Below are 18,389 nucleotides of genomic sequence, written 5' to 3' on the forward strand. Positions count from 1 at the left end.
ATGCTCGGTGCCGTCATCAAATTCTGCGTTCGCGAACCGTGGTTGGTCGTGCTGCTGTCGGTCGGACTCAGTGCATTCGGCTGGCACAGCTACAACACGATACCGATCGATGCGATTCCCAACATCGGCGAAAACCAAGTCATCGTATTGACGCCCTGGCCCGGTCGGTCTCCCAAAGACATCGAAGACCAAGTCACATACCCACTGAGTGTTTCGCTGTCGGCGGTACCAGGGGCGAAATCGGTACGTGGAAAGAGCATGTTCGGATACAGCTTCGTTCAGGTAACGTTCGAAGACAACATCGACTTCTACTGGGCCCGCAGCCGAGTCAGCGAGCAACTCGGAACCGCCGCTTCCCAGTTGCCCGAAGGCGTTGTGCCCCAACTCGGTCCCGATGCTACCGGTCTCGGCCAAGTGTTCTATTACGTGCTCGTGCCGCCGAAAGAAGGCATGAATCTTTCGGACCTGCGAACGATGCAGGATTTCGTCATCAAGTACGACCTGCAAGCCGTCGAGGGTGTCAGCGAAGTCGCATCCATCGGTGGCTACGTCCGTCAATATCAGATCGAGGTGGCCCCCGACAAACTTCGATTTCATGGCATCCCCTTAGACCAAGTCGTCGCGTCGATTCGCGGCAGTAACGTCGACGTCGGGGCAAAGACGGTGGAAACCGGTGGAATGGAATTCATCGTTCGAGGGAAAGGATTTTTGGGCAGCGACGGAGATACCGCCAAGGCAATTCGAGATATCGAACAATCTGTCATCGTGCAGCGTGACGGTGTGCCGATTCGCGTCCGTGACGTCGCCGCAGTGCAGCTCGGACCTGACTTTCGACGCGGTGCCCTCGACTACAACGGTGCCGAGGCGGTCGGCGGCGTGGTGGTGATGCGATACGGAGAGAACCCGCGTGCCGTCATCGAGCGGGTGAAATCAAAGATCGCCCAAATCGAACCCGCATTGAAGGGCGTGACAATCAAAGGAATTTACGACCGCACGGGATTGATCGACGAAACGGTATCAACGCTTTCGAGCGCCCTTCGTGACGAAATCATCATTACCGCAGTCGTGATCTTGCTGTTCCTCCTACACATTCGGAGTAGTTTCATTGTTGCGATCACGCTGCCGGTCGCCGTGCTATTGGCCTTCGTGGCGATGAACCTCTTCGGTGTCGGAGCCAACATCATGTCGCTCGCAGGCATCGCGATCGCCATCGGCACAATGGTCGACATGGCCATCATCGTCAGCGAAAACATCTATCAGCATCTAGCGGAATGGGAAAACGAGCCCGAGCGAGATCGCGACCGAGCCGACGTCATCTATGAGGCCGCGACCGAGGTTGCCCCGGCCGTCGTCACCGCGGTCACCACCACGATCGTCAGCTTCCTTCCCGTATTCTTTTTGACGGGACGCGACTACAAGCTGTTCGCGCCGCTGGCGATGACCAAGACGTTCGCCATCTCAGCGGCACTCATTGCCGCAGTGACGATCGTTCCCACCCTCTGCCGATTGATGCTTCGCAGTGCCATACACGAGAAAAAAACAGCGATGGCGGCCGCGTTCGCGGGGGCATTCATTATCGGCGGCACCTCGTTCTTTCTATGGGGACATCGGGTCGCCGCGGCCTACGGTGTTCCGATGTGGGTGGTCACCATGGCAGCCGCGTTGTTCGGATTTTTCCTCGGATGGATGCTCGCCCGTGAGCGAGTTCGCCCGATCGAAGAAAACTTCGTCAGCCGCGCCATTATCTGGGGATACCGTCCGACGCTGTCGCTGTTCCTGCGACACAAGGCAGGTTTCTTGGTGTTGCCGGTTTCGATCATCGTGCTCGGTTTCGGTGGATGGTTCGGGTTGCCCGCGATCATGGCTCCTGTCGAACGGGCGGCCGCGAAAGTCGGTGTTCGCATGAATGATCTCCCAGGTTACGTCGGTGCCAAACATCTTTTCACAGGACTGCAAACCGATGACTGGATTGCGTTAGATGAGGGCAGTTGGTTCTACATGCCGACGCTGTATCCGGCCGCCAGTTTCAGCCAAGCGATGCAAGTGCTGCAAACGCAAGACGTACTGATCAGCCAGATCCCCGAGGTCAAAGACGTGCTCGGAAAAATCGGACGCATCGATTCGGCACTCGACCCAGCGCCCGCTGCGATGATCGAAACTTACGTGATGTTAAAACCACGCGATCAATGGCGATCGGGGGTCACCGCGCGGGACGTTTGGGATGAAATCAATCGGGTGGCGACTCTGCCGGGCGTCACCCCCGCTTCTCCGCTGCAGCCCATCGAAGGCCGAGTGGTCATGCTGCAGAGCGGCATCAAAGCACCGATGGCGATCCGCATTTATGGTGACGATTTACAACAACTCGCCGATGCAGCGATTCAAGTATCGAATCAGTTGAAAAAGTCTACGTACGTTAACCCGGGCACCGTCAACCCCGACATCGTTCTCGGCAAACCTTACCTCGAATTTTCCGTTGATCGCGAAGCCGCATCACGCTACGGGATGTCCGCGCAAATGGTGAATCAAGTCATCGAAACAGCATTGGGCGGTATGAACTTGATCAAGACGGTCGAAGGACGCGAACGTTACCCGGTCCGGTTGCGGTACAACCGCGACCTCCGTGAACGCATCGAACAACTCGACCGGCTTCCCGTTGTCACACATTCAGGCGCAGTCGTGCCCCTGGGTGAACTCGCCACACTCGAAACCACCTGGGGCCCCGGTGCGATCAACAGTGAGAACGCGCGGTTGATCGCTCACGTGTCGTTCGCCAGTAACGGGGCAACGGGAGACATCGAAACCGTCTCGGCGATCGAGCAGGCACTGTTCGACGCACAGAAATTGCCCGAAGGAAATGCCAATCGACTATCGCTACCACCAGGCTATTCCCTCGAAGCCGTTGGTAGCTTTCGCAACCAGATCGAAGCCAACAATCGCCTGATGTGGCTCGTCCCGTTGGTCATGCTGATTAACCTGCTGGTCATCTATCTGCAGTTCCGTCACTTGCCAATCACATTGGCTGTTTTCGCCGGTATCCCCGTCGCCTTCGGTGGCGGCATGATTTTGCTCGCGATCGACGGCGCCGAAATGAATACCGCGATCTGGGTCGGCTTCATCGCATTGTTCGGCATTGCGGTCGATGATGGTGTGGTGATCGCCACCTACCTCGATCAAGTCTTCACGCGTCGCCGGCTAAAAACCATTGCAGACATTCGATCCGCCACGATCGACGCTGGCGTGCGACGCATTCGTCCGTGCTTAATGACCACCGCGACAACGCTGGTTGCACTCGTACCTGTCTTGCTGGCAACCGGACGCGGTGCCGACGTTGCACGAGCGATGGCATTGCCCGTGTTCGGAGGCATGGCCGTCGAAATCGTCACGCTGTTCGTCGTGCCAGTGGTCTATTGCGGATTCAAAGAATTCAAAATGAACCTCGGCCTGTCAGATCACCACTGGGCGGGCATCGAAGAAACACCGAACGAGGAAAGATCTCATGCAAACTAAGCCATTTCAAATAAACAGGTCCCCTCTCACAGTAGCCGGATTCGGCAAGGTCATCTCGATCTGCTGCCCCGGTGATGCCATGACGTTCGCCACTGATCCCAACCACTGCCTCGACATCTTTTACTCACGCAGCTTTCACGCACCGACGCTGCGTCGACAATGACCTTCGCGGGGGTGGTGTCTTGGCGGATTTGCGAACGCAATGATGTCACCACGCCACCCCTGCCTGTCATTTTCCGTATTTGCGAAAGATCGACATAATCTCTTCTAACTTCGTGTCACGATCCGCACTGTCTCCATTCTCCATCGCGTCGCGAACACAACGTTTGAGATGCTGTTCGAGCACCAGTTCTCCGACGCGATTGAGAGCCCCCGTGGCAGCCGATATCTGCATCAGAATATCAACGCAATACGCGTCTTCATCGACCATACGACGTACCGCGTCGACCTGGCCGTTAACGCGACTGAGTCGATGAACGAGCTTCTTTTTCTCGTCGTCTGAGAGCATTCGATGAACTTTGAACCGGGCAAGACTTGAGGGATGGGACATTTTACCCCGCAACCGCTCTCCCGGTTAGACCAGCATCGAGCTTGTCCGGTCTCTCGATCGATGACGAACCAACCTGCATGGTCGCTAGCCCACCAAACGATTTGCTGTCGGCAAGTTCCTGCTCGCAAAATCCGCCCTCAAAATTCAGATCAATGAAATTTTGCCGCGATCGCGGACGGTTTCGGCATTCAAATCCATTCCGAAATATTGCCAAACTCAACATACCCCATGCTGGTATGCAAGTTGCAAATGCAAAGGAACAGCGGCAACGGGGCCGCGCCAAAAACTTCCACAAGGAGATTCAAAAATGAGCACATCAACCGCATCCAAACAAGACTGCATTCAAAACTGCCAAGTGTGCGAAACCACGCTCAATAACATGCTGACCGAAACCTGCCTCGCAGAAGGTGGCGAACACGTCGAACAAAACCATGTCAAGCTAATGCTCGACTGCGTCGCCGCCTGCAATGCATGCGTCGGATTCATGAGCCGCAACAGTGATTACCACGCCCATTACTGCAACGCCTGCGCAGAGATTTGCAAAGCATGTGCAGAAAGTTGTGAGAAAGTCGGCGGCATGGACGAATGTGTCGAGTGCTGCCGCAAGTGCGAAGAGAGTTGCAGTGCCATGGCCGCATAACCATCACGGCGAACGCTGCTGTTTTGGGCCTGGAGGTATCTCGCGATTACCGATGTCGACAGATGATCCTCAGGTCCAAAACTCACGTTGCTGAATGTCATTCCGATCGCGTGACGGCGGCAATCCCCCGTGGAATTGACCGATTCGCTGGAGTAAATGGTGAGTTGTCCTGTGCGAGGGACCACGCGTTATACTGGTAACGCTTCATCTACTTCAATGAAAATCTGCATCACGCCACCTACCATGAACAATGTTCTCTCGACGCTCGCTTGCTTCATCATTCTCGGCATTTCTGCCAATACGCACGCGGAAGATTCGATGCGTGAAGACCGTACCTGGGCGGACCGTCTCGAATACGTGTCCGTAGCGGTCGAAGAGCCGGGATACCACGTTTGGTGCACGTCACCCGTAATCGGCCCCGAGGGCAAGACCCATCTTTTCGTCTCGCGATGGCCGCTTAAGACGACATTCGCAGGCTGGACCACCGACTGCGAGATCGCGCGTTATGTCGGCGACACTCCCGAAGGCCCTTTCGAATTCGCCGAGGTCGTGTTGCGTGGGACAGGAACGGACACGTGGGATCGACAGTCTCCTCACAACCCGAACGTGCGAAAGGTCGGGGATTCGTATGTGTTGATGTACATCGCAAATGCGGGAGGCAGCTTACTGAAACAACGTGTCGCGTCGCAACGAATCGGAATGATGATTGCCGACTCGCCCACAGGCCCCTGGAGAAAGGTCGGTAAAGACGGGCTTATGCTGTCGCCTCCTGATGACACGTCCGTTTGGAGCCATGGATCAGTCGTCGGAGTGAACAACCCCGCGCTCTTTGCCCATCCCGATGGACGATACTTCCTGTACTACAAAGCCATGAGAAAAGGCGATGTACGACGCATGGGTGTCGCGATCGCCGACAAAATCGAAGGCCCTTACGAGTTCTATCCCGATCCACTGACAAGCAATGACAGCGAGATTGAAGATGGATACGCGTTCTATGAAAACGGAAAAGTCTACTTACTGACCACCAACAATAAGGGCGGTGCCGGATACCTCTGGGAATCCAGCGATGGGATCCACTTCGGCGAGCCCGTCATTGGCTTCGACAAAATGAACCAATATCTTCCCGAGGACTTAATTCAAAATGCCAAGACTCCTCGTGCTAAGAAATTCGAGCGTCCTCAAGTCCTCCTGCAAGATGGAACACCCACGCATCTCTACGTCGCCTCAGGAGTCAACTTGACCGGTGGAGTCGAATCCTGCTCCTGCGTACTCCGTATCAAACCACCGCGAGAGGTGTCTCAAAAACCAAACGCGACTGCAAAAGAGTAGTCGACGTGACGGGGTTAGGCGGCGTCGCGTCCGACGAACCCCCCCGGTGCGTGACGCAGACCTAAGACGACAACATCTCCACCGTCGCGAAGTCGAATCAAACCCGTTCGAGCTTCACGGGCGCCGTTCGCTCGCCATTCCACTGACAGACATAGACGTTTTCATCCTCGTCGATGCAAACATCATGGCCGTGGTAAAACGTCTTCGCCTCGTCTTGTTGAACCCGCTGCAGGACGCCGTTTTCGTAAACGGGTTGCTCGCCACCAGGACATGACACGACCCGGTCATCATTGTCCATCACCATCGTGAACCCCGACTGATAAAGCCACGGTTTCTCAACCTTGACTTCGGAAAAACCGTGGCTCCAACAAACACCGGCATAGACGTGTTCGCCATGAATCACCGGTCGGCAGATCTGCAAGTTCGCTAACGGTACGGTCTTCAACCATTCCCCATCGAGTGAAAAGTACTTGAACGCCTTTTGCCCACGACTGGTTACGATGAGCCTCGGGTTGGCCGAATCTCGGTTGTCAAACGCGACCCCGTGTGCGTTGGCCAAGTTGTAGTTTTTATCTTTGTTATCGCGACCGCCAAATTTCTGAATGAACTTTCCGTGTTGGTCGTACCGCAGGATGAAGTCCGAACCGTATCCGTCGGCGATGTAGATGTCGCCGTTGGGAGCAACCGCCGTCTCAGTGGGCTGAAACAACATTTCCGGCGTGTAGGCTCCAACCGTCATGGGATGGCTGATGGTAAAGATCATTCTTCCGTCAATGGTCATCTTGGCGACATATCCGTTCTGCCGGACCATGGTAACACCGTCATCGAGGCTCCGCGCCCAACCGCTCTCGCTGACAAACAACACGTCATCGCCGCCCTCATTAACCAAGGTCAAACCATGACCACCGGGCCAATACGTGCCCCAACTATTGAGGATCTTTCCGGACTTGTCGAACACGATGATGTTGTTCCGCGGGTCGTCACCGACCATCACTAATCGGCCCTTCGAATCCTGCACCATCTCGTGGCAGTTATCGAGATGGATTCGGAACGGATTCACCTGCGTCCACTCCTTGTGGACTCGGTAACGAAAATCTCCGTGCCCCACCAATCCGTCATCCCCTGGCGCGTCACCTGACGCCGCATGCACCAACGGCAAAGTGTGAGCGAACATGGCGGTAGCCGCAGATGCGACAGCCCCCGTCTTAAGAAAAGAACGACGGTCGGACATGGCGGCACTCGGTAAAAAAAGCGGAAGCAAAACGACTGAAGAAAACGACTCGGCAATATAACACAGTCTCGTTCAGACAGCCCCAACACGGTTTCATGACCTGGGGCAGCGCCGACGATGAAAGCAGCCTGCCTTTTGCCTGCATTGATTGTTCCCACTCGAAATTTGCAAAGAACCCAAAGCCGCCACCTCGGGAGGCCCATTTCCGCAACAACTGTCAGCAAATAATCCCCGCGTCTCTTCAGAGAAGTTCGCCGAAGACGATGCGACCGCACGACGCACCGAACCCTTCAACGAGGATTTTCACGTGTTAAAACCGGTCCGTTTTCAATCGGCACGCCTTGATCCACGGGGGAATCATGCTGCGAAACCACCTTCCCGGCTCCGCACTCGTATCGAACTTGCCTCCATTACGATACAGTTCAACGTCTCAACACCTTCTAGTGGCCGAGGAAATAATGGCAAACGTCGATCAAGCACCCCCGCAGAAAGACGCCCCGTTGGGACAGTCTGACCACACGGAAAAAATCAAATCGCAGGTTCTCGAGAAAATTGGCAGGCCACCTCGCCTGCATCGTGTCGAGGTTTGTCAGCACCACAACGGCAATTATCGAGTTAACATTTGGGAGCAGCAGGAAGCGCAGGGCGACTTCGCGTTATCGACGCGTGTGCATATTCTGTCGTCATATTACTTGAAGGTATCGGATGAGGGCGAGATTCTGAACAGCAACCCGCCACTGACGAAACTCCGCTTCCCAGCGTAGCCACGCAAAGCGGACTCGATTACTCGACCCAAACAATCCCGCCCCTGGCCCCAAACCATGGGGCGTCCGGTCGTATGGCACTGTTCGGTCACGGGCCCCTTGCTCCGCGTAACCGCAAACGCGCCGCATGCGATCACGCCAAGGGTCTCTCTGAAAGCAGAATCTTTCATCGGGAAATCCCAGACAGGCGATAAAAAAATGGACGACGCCCTCCGCGAGTTCGATTACGACCGCCAAGGCAAAACAAACAGCGACACCTTCAAACTGGCACGGTTTGAATCAGACCTTGGATTGCCAACCGGCGACAGCACAAAACTCAACGATGCTGCGACGGCTGTACGCCAAGAGTACCGTGACAGCTCTCGCTGGAAACGCTTAGCCTGCCATCGAGTCAGCATCTTTGCCGAACGGGACCGTGGCACCATCTACGTCGTTCACGTCGGTGCGTCAGTTGAGTTTGACTGGACTTGGGAAGGAGCCCAAGCGTTCCGCCCGACATCCCTCGACGATGTAAAACACGAATCAGATCAAGCCAACGCCCCCATCGACGAGGACGAGGTCCTTTGGTCCGGTGAAATTGTCGAAGTGGACGAACGCAAGGGATGCCTATTCATCGCGCTGAACGATCCCGAGATGACGCCCATGAACGGGCCGTTCTTTGTCCGTCCCTTCGAGTTCATGTCGGTTTTGGACTCGATCTACAACGGTGTCGAGTTCGAGGAGTTGCGTGAGCACCTGTCCTCACGATTAATCGCTAGCGAGGGTGATGTGCATCCGAGGATGACGGAACCGTGCAATGCGAGTTTGCCACTCCTACGTGCTTGGTGGCAACATTCGTGGAACATTCTCTGGGGTCCTCCCGGCACCGGCAAAACGTGGACGACGGGCCAACAAATCGCCGCGATCATGCAAGACACGAGTGAGCGAGTCCTCGTGGTCTCGACGACCAATCGGGCAACGGATGCCGTCGGTATATCAATTGGCGAAGCGGCAAAGAGACACTGCCCTGATCAACTCGATAACGACGCGCTGTTGCGAATCGGCAAAGGAGCGTCGCTTCAGACGTTCATCAAACGAGAACTCGCTCGAATGCTGAGGGGAACGGAGTCGGAAACTCTGTCACAAATCGATGGACTCGCGCAGCAACTCCAACTCCTTCAGTCGCCTGAAGAAAAAGCCTTCACACGGAAACAAATCAACGCCTTAAGAGCGTCGGGCAACGATGAAAACAACCGCATCTTTGTCGATGCTCAGCGACGCGTCGTTATTTCAACGGCATTCAAAGCGATAAGCTATCTGAAGACCGAAACCATCCGCACCATGGTGGAGAATGGCGAAGCACCGTTCACGACCATCTTCATCGATGAAGCGGGTTTGATCTCGCGTGCTGCAGTGGCAGCGTTATCACTTCTCGCATCCAAACGTGTCGTCCTGGTTGGCGATTCAAAACAGTTGGCGCCGATCAGTCGGATTTCCCGTATCCTGCCAACTCGCCAGCAAACATGGTTGGCGAGCAGTGGGTTGAGCCATCTCGAAGACACGGAAAACATTCCCGTAGCGGTTCATTTCCTGTCTGAGCAACGTCGAATGCACCCGGACGTTTGCAAAGTTGTCTCGAGTTACCAGTACAACGGCGTTTTAACAACAGCCATCGACCGGGCCGAACAAACCTCCACGCTGTCGCCATTTATCGCTGATCAATCGAGAGCCATTTGGTACGTCCTTGATGAAGAGGATGCGAGTCTCGCTTCAATTCGTGCCGCCAGGGGCCCCGGCAATCGAAGCTGGGTTCGCGGAGTCACGCGATCGGTGCTGCAAAAATTGTTTTTGGATACCGATTTGCGTTCCGCAAACGGATTATTCATCTCGCCTTTCAAAGCCCAGGCTCAAGAGATTGGGGAACTCCTGGCGACCTGGGAAATGCCAAATTGGGAAGCCTCCACCGTCCACAGCCAACAAGGATCCGAAGCCGACTTCGTTATTTTCGATACGGTCAATGCCGGAAGTGGAACATGGCAAATCCCCGAGTGGAAAAGACTCGTCAACGTAGCCCTCAGCCGGGCACGCGAGGCAGTCATTGTTCTGGCAAGCCGCAGCGAAATGGACGAGCCATATCTTCGACCACTGAAACAACACATGACCGCAGCGTTTCTCGTCAACGACGGAACGGGATTCGTTTGGCAAATAGCAAATCAACGTGATACTTCAATAACTCTCAAAGCGGCTGAACAGACAGCGAGCTACCGAGAAAAAGCAGCCTGTCGAATGGGAGATCAATTTCACCATCGAAAAGGAATGAAACCAATCCTCTCGCAGGAACAACAACGCCTGACCAACCTCGAACTCGATGGCAAACCTCGGTTGGTCCGTGGCGTCGCGGGTAGCGGAAAGTCGGTGGTCCTTTGCAATTGGCTCGCCAAAACGGCAAAACGAATGCAGTTTGAAAAAGACGCCCGCATTTGGGCCGTCTATGCCAACCGAAGTCTGCAAAAGCTACTGCGGGAGTCAATCGAATCGGCGTGGAGGAATCTGAACGAGGGAGATTTATTCGGCGATCCTGATTTCCCGTGGGAGAAGGTATCACTACTTCATGTAAAGGATGTTTTGGCGGGCCTGCTACCTAGCGTCGACATGTCGATTGAATCCATCGGGTTTGATTACGACCGAGCTGCAGAGGAATTCCTCAACCGCCAAGACGTAAATGAGTTGATCCCGCGCTGTTCGGCTCTATTCATTGACGAAGCTCAAGACATGGGACCGGCAACCTTGCGATTGCTTTTGTCGATGGTTGAACAAACCGACGAAAGTGATTCCAACAGCCGTTCGGCACACATTTTCTATGACAATGCCCAAAACGTTTACCACACCCGGACACCGAAGTGGTCTGAATTTGGTCTCGACATGCGAGGCCGATCCACCATCATGCGAGAGAGCTTTCGCTCGACAACGCCGATCACGGAACTCGCAGTGAACGTGTTAAGCCGATTGTCGGAAACCAGCAAACGGCAAGACCAACAAGAGTTGCTCCAGCTCGGACTTCTGGAAGCGACGACACGCAACAATGAAAATTGGTTGCGTGTTCGGTACAACCAAATCGACGGCCCTAAGCCGATCTATCACAGCTTCGACAACCGCGATCGCGAAATGGCGTCCATTGCGAGTCACTTGCGATATCTAATTCAGAAAGACGGAATCTCACCAACCGACATTTGCATCCTCTACAACGGACGTGTCCAAGACATCCTTCATTGCAAACTCGGACCAGCCCTTGCCGAGATCGGCGTCGAACTCTCATTCCAAAAGAATCGCTCCTTCGAAAGACAACCCAATACGCTCATCGCCACCACGCCGCACTCCTTCAAAGGTTACGAATCCGAAGTCGTGGTGATCCCTTGCGTTGACAACTACGTCGCTTCCGAAGGAAAAATTTTAGAAAATAGTTTGTACGTCGCGATGACGCGGGCTCGGTCGCTACTCGCAATCTACGGACTCAACCGGGGATCGACCGCCAGTCGAAAGATCGGCGACACGATTGAAAAATGCGTTTCAATCCAGAATGCTCGCCCGATAATTCACGACATGAGCGACGATTAACCCAACTCGGATGGGTTCTGGAACGTTGGTGTCTTGACTAGACTCAGTCGCCTCTCCGACGGTTCGTTCCGAAGCCGTTTCCTCTCTCACCTAAGGTTGACCGATGTCTCGTTCTTCGCTTCAAATTTTTGTGCCGTTTCTTCTTGCGACGCTGGCAACGTCTCTGCTTAACGCCCAGGACCGCGCGGGCGTCTCGACGCAATACAAAACCGAAACGGATGTGTTGTACCGATCCGGCGACGACCTTTCGGACACCATGAAAGAACGATGCCGATTGGATGTGTACTATCCCACCAACAAAACCGACTACGCGACGGTGGTCTGGTTCCACGGTGGCGGATTGACCGGCGGAAGCAAATTCATTCCTGACGGTTTGAAGAACCAAGGAATCGCGGTCGTCGCCGCGAATTACCGGCTCAGCCCCGCCGTGCAATCGCCCACCTACGTCGAAGATGCCGCCGCCGCTGTTGCCTGGACCATCAAGAACATTGAATCCCGTGGCGGATCACGACATCGCGTCTTCGTCGCCGGTCACTCTGCCGGCGGTTACTTGACCAGCATGGTGGGTCTGGACCGAAAATACTTGGCGGCTCACGATTTGAACGCTGACGATATCGCCGGTCTGATTCCATACAGCGGCCATACCATCACTCACTTTACGGTTCGCAAAGAGCAGGGCATCGACGGTAAACAACCGATCATTGACGAGATGGCACCGCTGTATCACGTTCGTCCGGACGCTCCACCGATTCTGCTGATCACGGGCGATCGCGAAATGGAGATGCTTGGACGATACGAAGAGAACGCCTACCTTTGGCGTATGCTGAAGGTGGCGGGTGACGAAGATGTAGAACTATTCGAACTGGACGGTTTCGACCATGGACAGATGGCAAACCCGGCTCATGCCCTGACGATCAAGTTCGTTCGCCAAATCGTGAACACTCATCTCGATCGCTAAGAGAAAACTCCAAAGCCCCGCCGCGTCGATTCATACGCAGAAGTGTTTCGCCTACAAGGGATCGATGGACCGGCTCGCCATCGCATCCATCAGTAGCTAATCCATCAATTACTACCTTTGCGGCGGCAACACCTTTACCGCCAATGATGGCGTGACCGCCCCCAAGAACCTGACCATCACCGAACCGCAGGTCACCCAGGTTTACGACAGCAACACGATTACGTTGCCAATTCGACGTCGCCCTCGCCGATTCCGCGTTGAGTCGGTCCGTCTCACAAACCACCAACGACACCTTCACGCGTCCAGCTCAGCCAGCCGAAACAGATTTCAACCGTTCGACCACCACCTCGCAACGGCCTGACAGTTGGTTCGAAAAAATGAGATTTCCAAACATCACGTTCTCGGTGCAATGATCGCAAAACGGCTGTGTCTCGATCGTCTTTCGTTGTTTCCCATTTTGGGAAATCACCGATCAAGACGCTGACTGACCAACTCAATACCTCGAGCGATAAACCCACTCAACCATCGACAGTCGCCTATCTGAACAGGCATCGAGTAGGGACAGGACAGCAGAGAAGACGATCAGTGCCTGTGATTTCGCGAATTTCTCCGCCCTTCAACTGCGTTTTTTGTCCAAATAGCACATTGATCCGCCCTGGTCTCAAGGAGAGTCACGGTCTACGGCTTCGCCACCGTCACGACAGAACGAGTTTGTTCTTTTGCTCCATGCGAAACCGTTCCCCACCTCAGTGACCAGAAGCCCCGGACGCGGTCATCAGGAAGACGCGGCTCGTAACCCGGCGACGCAACAGGTCCAACACACCTGCCCCGCGTATCGACCGACAGGAAACGATTCCAGACAGACCGGTTGACCGAAATTTCACTTCTCAATTTCTGGCGAGTGAATTTTTGTCGACGCCCTGATGGTGGACGCCTCAAACCTCTCGTCGAGACCAACCCCGTTTATTCGCGACTTACAACACGTTCATTTGACAGGAAAAGAAAACCGATGTTCTTACGATGTTTAGCGACAGGGATCCTGCTAACGGCAGTCGCATCGAGCACACTCTGCGTGGCTCAAGAAGAGTTTCTCGAAGACGTCATCAAACAAGCCAATGCGGCTGACGACACGGACAACGTGGGTGAACTCGGGAACAAGCCCGAGCGTCTGGAGTGGTTGCGTGACAACGGCTTTGGCATGTTTCTGCACTGGGGAGTCGACGCCCAATTGGGATCCGTCATCAGTCATACGTTGGTCGGCGCATCGGACGACTACGTTCAACGCTACGTGACGGAGTTACCCAAGACCTTCTATCCCAAAAAGTGGGACGCGGAAGAATTCGTGCTGCTGGCCAAAAGTTGCGGCATGAAGTACATCGCCCTCACGACAAAACACCATTCCGGTTTCTGTTTATGGGACACGAAATCGACCGACTTCAACGTCATGAACACGCCCTACGGAAAAGACATCGTTCGCGAGTTTGTCGATGCATGCCACAAACATGACTTGGCCGTTGGACTCTACTATTCCCCTGAGGACTTTCTTTACGCCTACCAACACGGGGAACTGATCAAACGCCGACCACACCGGCCGAGCCCCGATTCCGACCCGGAGTACGTTAAGTTTGTGCAGAAACAAGTGACCGAGTTGATGACCAATTACGGTGACATCAACGTTTTCTTTATCGATGGCCGAGGCAAGAAGACCACGAAGGAAGTCGTCTGGACACTGCAGCCGGATTGCTTGATCACACGCGGCGCGATTGAAAGTCCCGAGCAAACCGTCCCCGGCCAACCACCAAAGGAAGTTTGGGAAACCTGCATGACACTCGGCACTCAGTGGCAATACAAACCACAGCAACTCGACAGCCTCAAAGACGGTGACCGCGTTGTCGAAATCCTCATCGAAACACGTGCCAAGGGAGGCGCATTGCTGCTGAACCTCGGACCACGGCCCGATGGGTCGATCAACGAACTGCAAGAAGACATCATGCGGGAAGTTGCCTTGTGGAATTTCGTCAACCGCGAGTCGGTCATCAACGTTCGTCCGTGGATCGTTACTAACGAAGAGAATATTTGGTTTACCAAGAGCAAAGACGAGGACACCGTTTACGTGTTCCTCACACGACAAAAAGACTGGGAGCGCAAAGATCGTCGTGAATTCGTTATCGGTTCCGTCAAAGCGACAAAAGACACCACCATGACTGTGCTCGGCCACAACGGTCAGGTAGTCGAATATACGGGGTGGGAGCCAGAGAAGGCTGCACCGTCATTCCAGCAAGAAGAAGATGGACTGCACCTCTCCTTGTTACCTGGACAACGCTTGCTCAATTCAGGAGCCTGGCGAAACCCGGTCGTTGTTAAGTTGACCAACGTCGTTGCATCCTGCAAACCGCCACTGGTGGAAAACGGGAAAGCCAAAGGCATCGCTGGACAGATCACCTTCCAAGGCGAACTCAAAGAACTCGGCGATGCGAAATCGGTGCTCGTGGGTTTTGAATACCAGGAATACCTCGGATTCGCTGAGAACATGTACAACGACGAATGGACCGCGACGCCACTCGTTGAAATGAAAACAAATGGTCCGTTCACCAAGACGGTCAAAGTCCCCAACAACAAAACGTACCAGTGGCGTGCCGTTGTCAAACATCCCAAGTTAAAAATGACGGGGGACCACAGCAAAGTTTCGGTGAAGTGATTGGCAACCGGCCATAACAAATGAGTGCGTCGCGAAGTGCATCGCACCGATCGCCGGACGCCTCAATGCAGGGCGACCCCGGTAACCCCCGATCGACGACACTTCGCGACACAGCACTTATCGCATGAAACAGAGCATATTCACGCCCTTGAAGAAACAATTCGCCGACTCGCAGGCAACTATTCAGCACACACACTAAACTGCCGCCATGGCGGCCTCGTTCCACAGTTTCTCTTTCAGAAAAGTAACTTGCACGGAATCTTTCTATGAACACGAAGTCGATTCTCTCGTTGATGCTCGCGCTGACATTTTCGCTCGAGGCCTACGCTCAAAGCGATGCTAAAGAAACCTCAACAACAAAACCGGAAACGAGGAAAGCCGTCACGTGTTCGGTGCAGGGATCAGTCTCGATGCCCGAAGATGTGTCCGAGGGCATCAACACGGAAGGACTGTCGCTCGACCAAGTCGTGGTGACACTAGAAGGCAACTACAAACACCCACGCAGGCCGTATCCTCCTGAATGGAGTTCGATGGAAAAGGAAGAACGATCCGAGTGGCTCGATGCCTTTAAGAAATCGGAAGAATACCAAGACTATCTTCGTAAAGCCGACGAGGCCCGTGCGGAGCGAGAAACTCACCAGACCAAACTGGCTGCGGATGGCACCTATTCATTCGAGAACATCAAACCGGCATGGTACCAATTGACGGCAACCATCATGCATCCGTATGCGAAAGGCGAGCGCGCACTGCACCTCGCACGTGCACACGCGATGCGGCAGTTCATTATCAAAGACGCGGACAAGCCGTTTCGCGCCAACATGACGCTGAAGCTCAAAAATGTACCGACGCCAGGCGACACGGCCACGGACTGGACGGCGACCGCATACGACGACAGTGAGTTCACGCTGTCTGACTTCCGAGGGAAGTTTGTGTTGGTCGATTTTTGGGCGACGTGGTGTGGCCCCTGCCGAGCCGAATTCCCCAACCTCGAAGCGGTTTACAAAGATTTCGGAGGCGAGCGTCTCGAAATGATTGGCCTAAGCGTTGATGAATCAATCGATTCACCGAAAGCCTTGCTTGAAGAAACCCCGTCGATCTATCGACAGGGATGGATAGGCGACACCGAACGACACAAAACAATCTTTGAAGCCTACGGCATCCAATCAATCCCATCGATCTGGCTCATCGGCCCCGACGGCAAAATCGTAGCCCGCGACCTCCGCGGCGAATCGCTGCGAGAAGCCGTCAAGACCGCCCTGGAAGCTCACCCCAAAACAAACTGAAACCGATCGATCCGGCAGTGTTGGCTGCGTTCGACTGCCCGCTAATTCCTAATACGCCTTCGGCGTATACAAACATAGGTGAGCAAAACTTTCATCGGAGCGATCGCTTCCCCACAACTCTCTCAAGTTTCCCCAAGGGATTGAAGACAGTAGCCATAGGTCGCACAGCGCACCTACGGATACGGTGACAACATTCAAACACCACGCCCCCGAATGGGGTCGAAGAAAACAAATTTCTTCCTCCCCCAAACACTTTGCGGTGTTGAGAGACTTGAGATCGCTGATCTTCTCCAACTAAACCAATTCTGACAGCCCGCCGGTGCGACCGGCGAAACTTTCTGTCTCCAATCCCAACTGCTGCAGCATTGTGACGAAAACCTTCGTCAGCGGTTGATCGTCCTTGGCCGGTTCTTTCATCCAGGGCTCTGGCACCCCGTCGAATAAACCACCGACGGCATCGGAACCGGCGTAGTTGAGGAACTGACCGTGCTTGAAGCCCATCGCCTTGCCACCGGCCAGGACGACCGGATAGTTTTGCGATAGGTGGAACGCGCTGGATGCGGAGCCGAGCAGCAACAATGTGTTGTCCAGCATCGTGCCTTCGCCAGCCGGTTCGGGAGTCTCTTGAAGCCGCGACGCAAACCGATAGAACTCTCGGTTGAGGAATCCACAATAGGTCGAAAACCGTTCCCAGCCACCGGGTTGCTTGGTTTCGTGCGACAACGCGTGAGCCAAATTGAATCCGACCGCGCGAGCCAAACGGTCGCTGATGCCGAATGCGTTCTCGCGACCGATCTGGTACGTCGCCACCCGCGTCGAATCGGTGCGAAATGCCAAGTAGATCAATTCAAACATCGTCTGAACATAACGTTGCGGGTCCTCCGGCGACACATCCAAATCGAGATCCCCAGTCTCCACATTCGGCAACGGAGTGTTGATCCAACGTTTCGCTTTTTCAACACGCTGTTCGGCTTGCCGGACCGAATCGAGGTATTCGTCCAAACGCTCGCGGTCATCGCCACTCAAGTCACGCCGCAGACTCTTGGCATCGGCGAGCAAGTCATCCAACGCACTTTTACTCAACGCCAAACGTCGCGCAGCATCGGCATCACGTTTGACAAACAACATGTCAAACACTCGCTTGGGCCGATGCTCGGCGGGGATCGCACGCCCCGTACGGGAGAATGACATCGTGTGCGTGCCACGCGGTGTCCCTGTTCCCCCATCGGTCGACAGTACCAAAGACGAGAACCGCGTCTGATCACCGATGTGGTTCGCGTAAACCTGATCCAGCGAGATCGAGTTTTTGTAAGGCCCATCCGATCCCGTGGCAGCCGCCGTCAAAAACTGATCCGCATTCGAGTGACCGTGAACCTGGCGCACGTCCGGATGAGAAAACCCTGACAGCACCGTGATCTGATTTCTCAGTGGTTGAAAGACCTCCATGCACTTCGTGAAGGTGAAGTCGGTGCCATTTCCATGAGGAAACCAAGACCAATCCTGATAGGCAGGGTCCTCCGCCAACGGCATCGGCACCCCGTCGGGAAAATAGAAACACGCCAATCGCTTCACGTCCCGCGGCGAATCACCGTTGGCACCTGACTGCCCGGACGTTTCCGGAACCCCGGCGGATGCACCGGCCGAAGCGATGGCAGTCCAATTCGATGTAGAGCCGAACACGGGCAAGGCAAGAGCCACACCAGCGCCACGTAGAAAACGTCGGCGGTCCAATGAGTCCAGATTCAGTTTCATCGTGTCGTTCCTACAAAAGGCGGGGCGAGTGTTGAACGCGGCTGCGAATCAAGTCGTTGTGGAGGTTTGTGAACAGGATTGGG

The 18,389-nt window shown here is 54.7% G+C and carries 11 protein-coding genes; 8 read left to right on the forward strand and 3 right to left on the reverse strand.

The annotated features are described in order from the left end of the window. Complete coding sequence (locus FHS27_RS23275; protein ID WP_184307525.1) at positions 1 to 3,507, forward strand: efflux RND transporter permease subunit; 3,507 nt, start codon at positions 1 to 3, stop codon at positions 3,505 to 3,507. A 229-nt stretch (positions 3,508 to 3,736) separates the two neighbouring features. Here the strand turns inward: FHS27_RS23275 and FHS27_RS23280 are convergent, their stop codons facing one another. After that, on the reverse strand, positions 3,737 to 4,015 hold the full coding sequence (locus tag FHS27_RS23280; RefSeq protein WP_184307527.1) for a metal-sensitive transcriptional regulator: 279 nt from the start codon (positions 4,013 to 4,015) through the stop codon (positions 3,737 to 3,739). A gap of 349 nt (positions 4,016 to 4,364) precedes the next feature. Between FHS27_RS23280 and FHS27_RS23285 the strand changes: the two genes are divergently transcribed. After that, the gene (locus FHS27_RS23285) at positions 4,365 to 4,697 is read left to right on the forward strand and encodes a four-helix bundle copper-binding protein (RefSeq protein ID WP_184307529.1); all 333 of its coding nucleotides are present in this window, start codon (positions 4,365 to 4,367) and stop codon (positions 4,695 to 4,697) included. Positions 4,698 to 4,940: 243 nt separating this feature from the next. Further along, complete coding sequence (locus FHS27_RS23290; protein WP_184307531.1) at positions 4,941 to 6,026, forward strand: glycoside hydrolase family protein; 1,086 nt, start codon at positions 4,941 to 4,943, stop codon at positions 6,024 to 6,026. A 97-nt stretch (positions 6,027 to 6,123) separates the two neighbouring features. Here the strand turns inward: FHS27_RS23290 and FHS27_RS23295 are convergent, their stop codons facing one another. Next, positions 6,124 to 7,257, reverse strand: a complete 1,134-nt coding sequence (locus FHS27_RS23295) for a twin-arginine translocation signal domain-containing protein (RefSeq protein ID WP_184307533.1) — start codon at positions 7,255 to 7,257, stop codon at positions 6,124 to 6,126. A 458-nt stretch (positions 7,258 to 7,715) separates the two neighbouring features. Here FHS27_RS23295 and FHS27_RS23300 point away from each other — a divergent pair, with 458 nt between their 5' ends. The 5 genes from FHS27_RS23300 (at position 7,716) to FHS27_RS23320 (ending at position 16,554) form a co-directional block, all read left to right on the forward strand. Further along, positions 7,716 to 8,021 (forward strand): hypothetical protein, encoded by a 306-nt coding sequence (locus FHS27_RS23300; RefSeq protein WP_221225335.1) that lies wholly within the window; start codon positions 7,716 to 7,718, stop codon positions 8,019 to 8,021. Positions 8,022 to 8,219: 198 nt separating this feature from the next. Next, positions 8,220 to 11,615: an AAA domain-containing protein gene (locus tag FHS27_RS23305; RefSeq protein ID WP_184307537.1), complete on the forward strand. Its 3,396-nt coding sequence runs from the start codon at positions 8,220 to 8,222 to the stop codon at positions 11,613 to 11,615. 103 nt (positions 11,616 to 11,718) lie between these two features. Further along, positions 11,719 to 12,573: an alpha/beta hydrolase gene (locus tag FHS27_RS23310; protein ID WP_184307539.1), complete on the forward strand. Its 855-nt coding sequence runs from the start codon at positions 11,719 to 11,721 to the stop codon at positions 12,571 to 12,573. Between the two features lie 1,009 nt (positions 12,574 to 13,582). Further along, positions 13,583 to 15,271, forward strand: coding sequence for an alpha-L-fucosidase (locus tag FHS27_RS23315; RefSeq protein WP_184307541.1), 1,689 nt, complete (start codon positions 13,583 to 13,585; stop codon positions 15,269 to 15,271). A gap of 266 nt (positions 15,272 to 15,537) precedes the next feature. Continuing rightward, complete coding sequence (locus FHS27_RS23320) at positions 15,538 to 16,554, forward strand: TlpA family protein disulfide reductase (protein WP_184307543.1); 1,017 nt, start codon at positions 15,538 to 15,540, stop codon at positions 16,552 to 16,554. Positions 16,555 to 16,848: 294 nt separating this feature from the next. Here FHS27_RS23320 and FHS27_RS23325 read toward each other — a convergent pair whose 3' ends face one another. Next, a complete protein-coding gene (locus tag FHS27_RS23325; RefSeq protein WP_184307545.1) occupies positions 16,849 to 18,306 on the reverse strand; it encodes a DUF1552 domain-containing protein in 1,458 nt (485 codons plus the stop codon). Positions 18,307 to 18,389: the final 83 nt, after the last annotated feature.

The sequence above is a fragment of the Aporhodopirellula rubra genome (genome assembly GCF_014192335.1).
In the GTDB taxonomy this organism is placed as follows: domain Bacteria; phylum Planctomycetota; class Planctomycetia; order Pirellulales; family Pirellulaceae; genus Rhodopirellula; species Rhodopirellula rubra.

Bases quoted from the DNA above. Each gene is read 5' to 3' on its own strand.
- FHS27_RS23280 (WP_184307527.1), bottom strand. From the start codon at position 4,015: ATGCTCTCAGACGACGAGAAAAAGAAGCTCGTTCATCGACTCAGTCGC.
- FHS27_RS23275 (WP_184307525.1), top strand. From the start codon at position 1: ATGCTCGGTGCCGTCATCAAATTCTGCGTTCGCGAACCGTGGTTGGTC.
- FHS27_RS23295 (WP_184307533.1), bottom strand. From the start codon at position 7,257: ATGTCCGACCGTCGTTCTTTTCTTAAGACGGGGGCTGTCGCATCTGCG.
- FHS27_RS23325 (WP_184307545.1), bottom strand. From the start codon at position 18,306: ATGAAACTGAATCTGGACTCATTGGACCGCCGACGTTTTCTACGTGGC.
- FHS27_RS23300 (WP_221225335.1), top strand. From the start codon at position 7,716: ATGGCAAACGTCGATCAAGCACCCCCGCAGAAAGACGCCCCGTTGGGA.
- FHS27_RS23290 (WP_184307531.1), top strand. From the start codon at position 4,941: ATGAACAATGTTCTCTCGACGCTCGCTTGCTTCATCATTCTCGGCATT.
- FHS27_RS23315 (WP_184307541.1), top strand. From the start codon at position 13,583: ATGTTCTTACGATGTTTAGCGACAGGGATCCTGCTAACGGCAGTCGCA.
- FHS27_RS23285 (WP_184307529.1), top strand. From the start codon at position 4,365: ATGAGCACATCAACCGCATCCAAACAAGACTGCATTCAAAACTGCCAA.
- FHS27_RS23310 (WP_184307539.1), top strand. From the start codon at position 11,719: ATGTCTCGTTCTTCGCTTCAAATTTTTGTGCCGTTTCTTCTTGCGACG.
- FHS27_RS23305 (WP_184307537.1), top strand. From the start codon at position 8,220: ATGGACGACGCCCTCCGCGAGTTCGATTACGACCGCCAAGGCAAAACA.
- FHS27_RS23320 (WP_184307543.1), top strand. From the start codon at position 15,538: ATGAACACGAAGTCGATTCTCTCGTTGATGCTCGCGCTGACATTTTCG.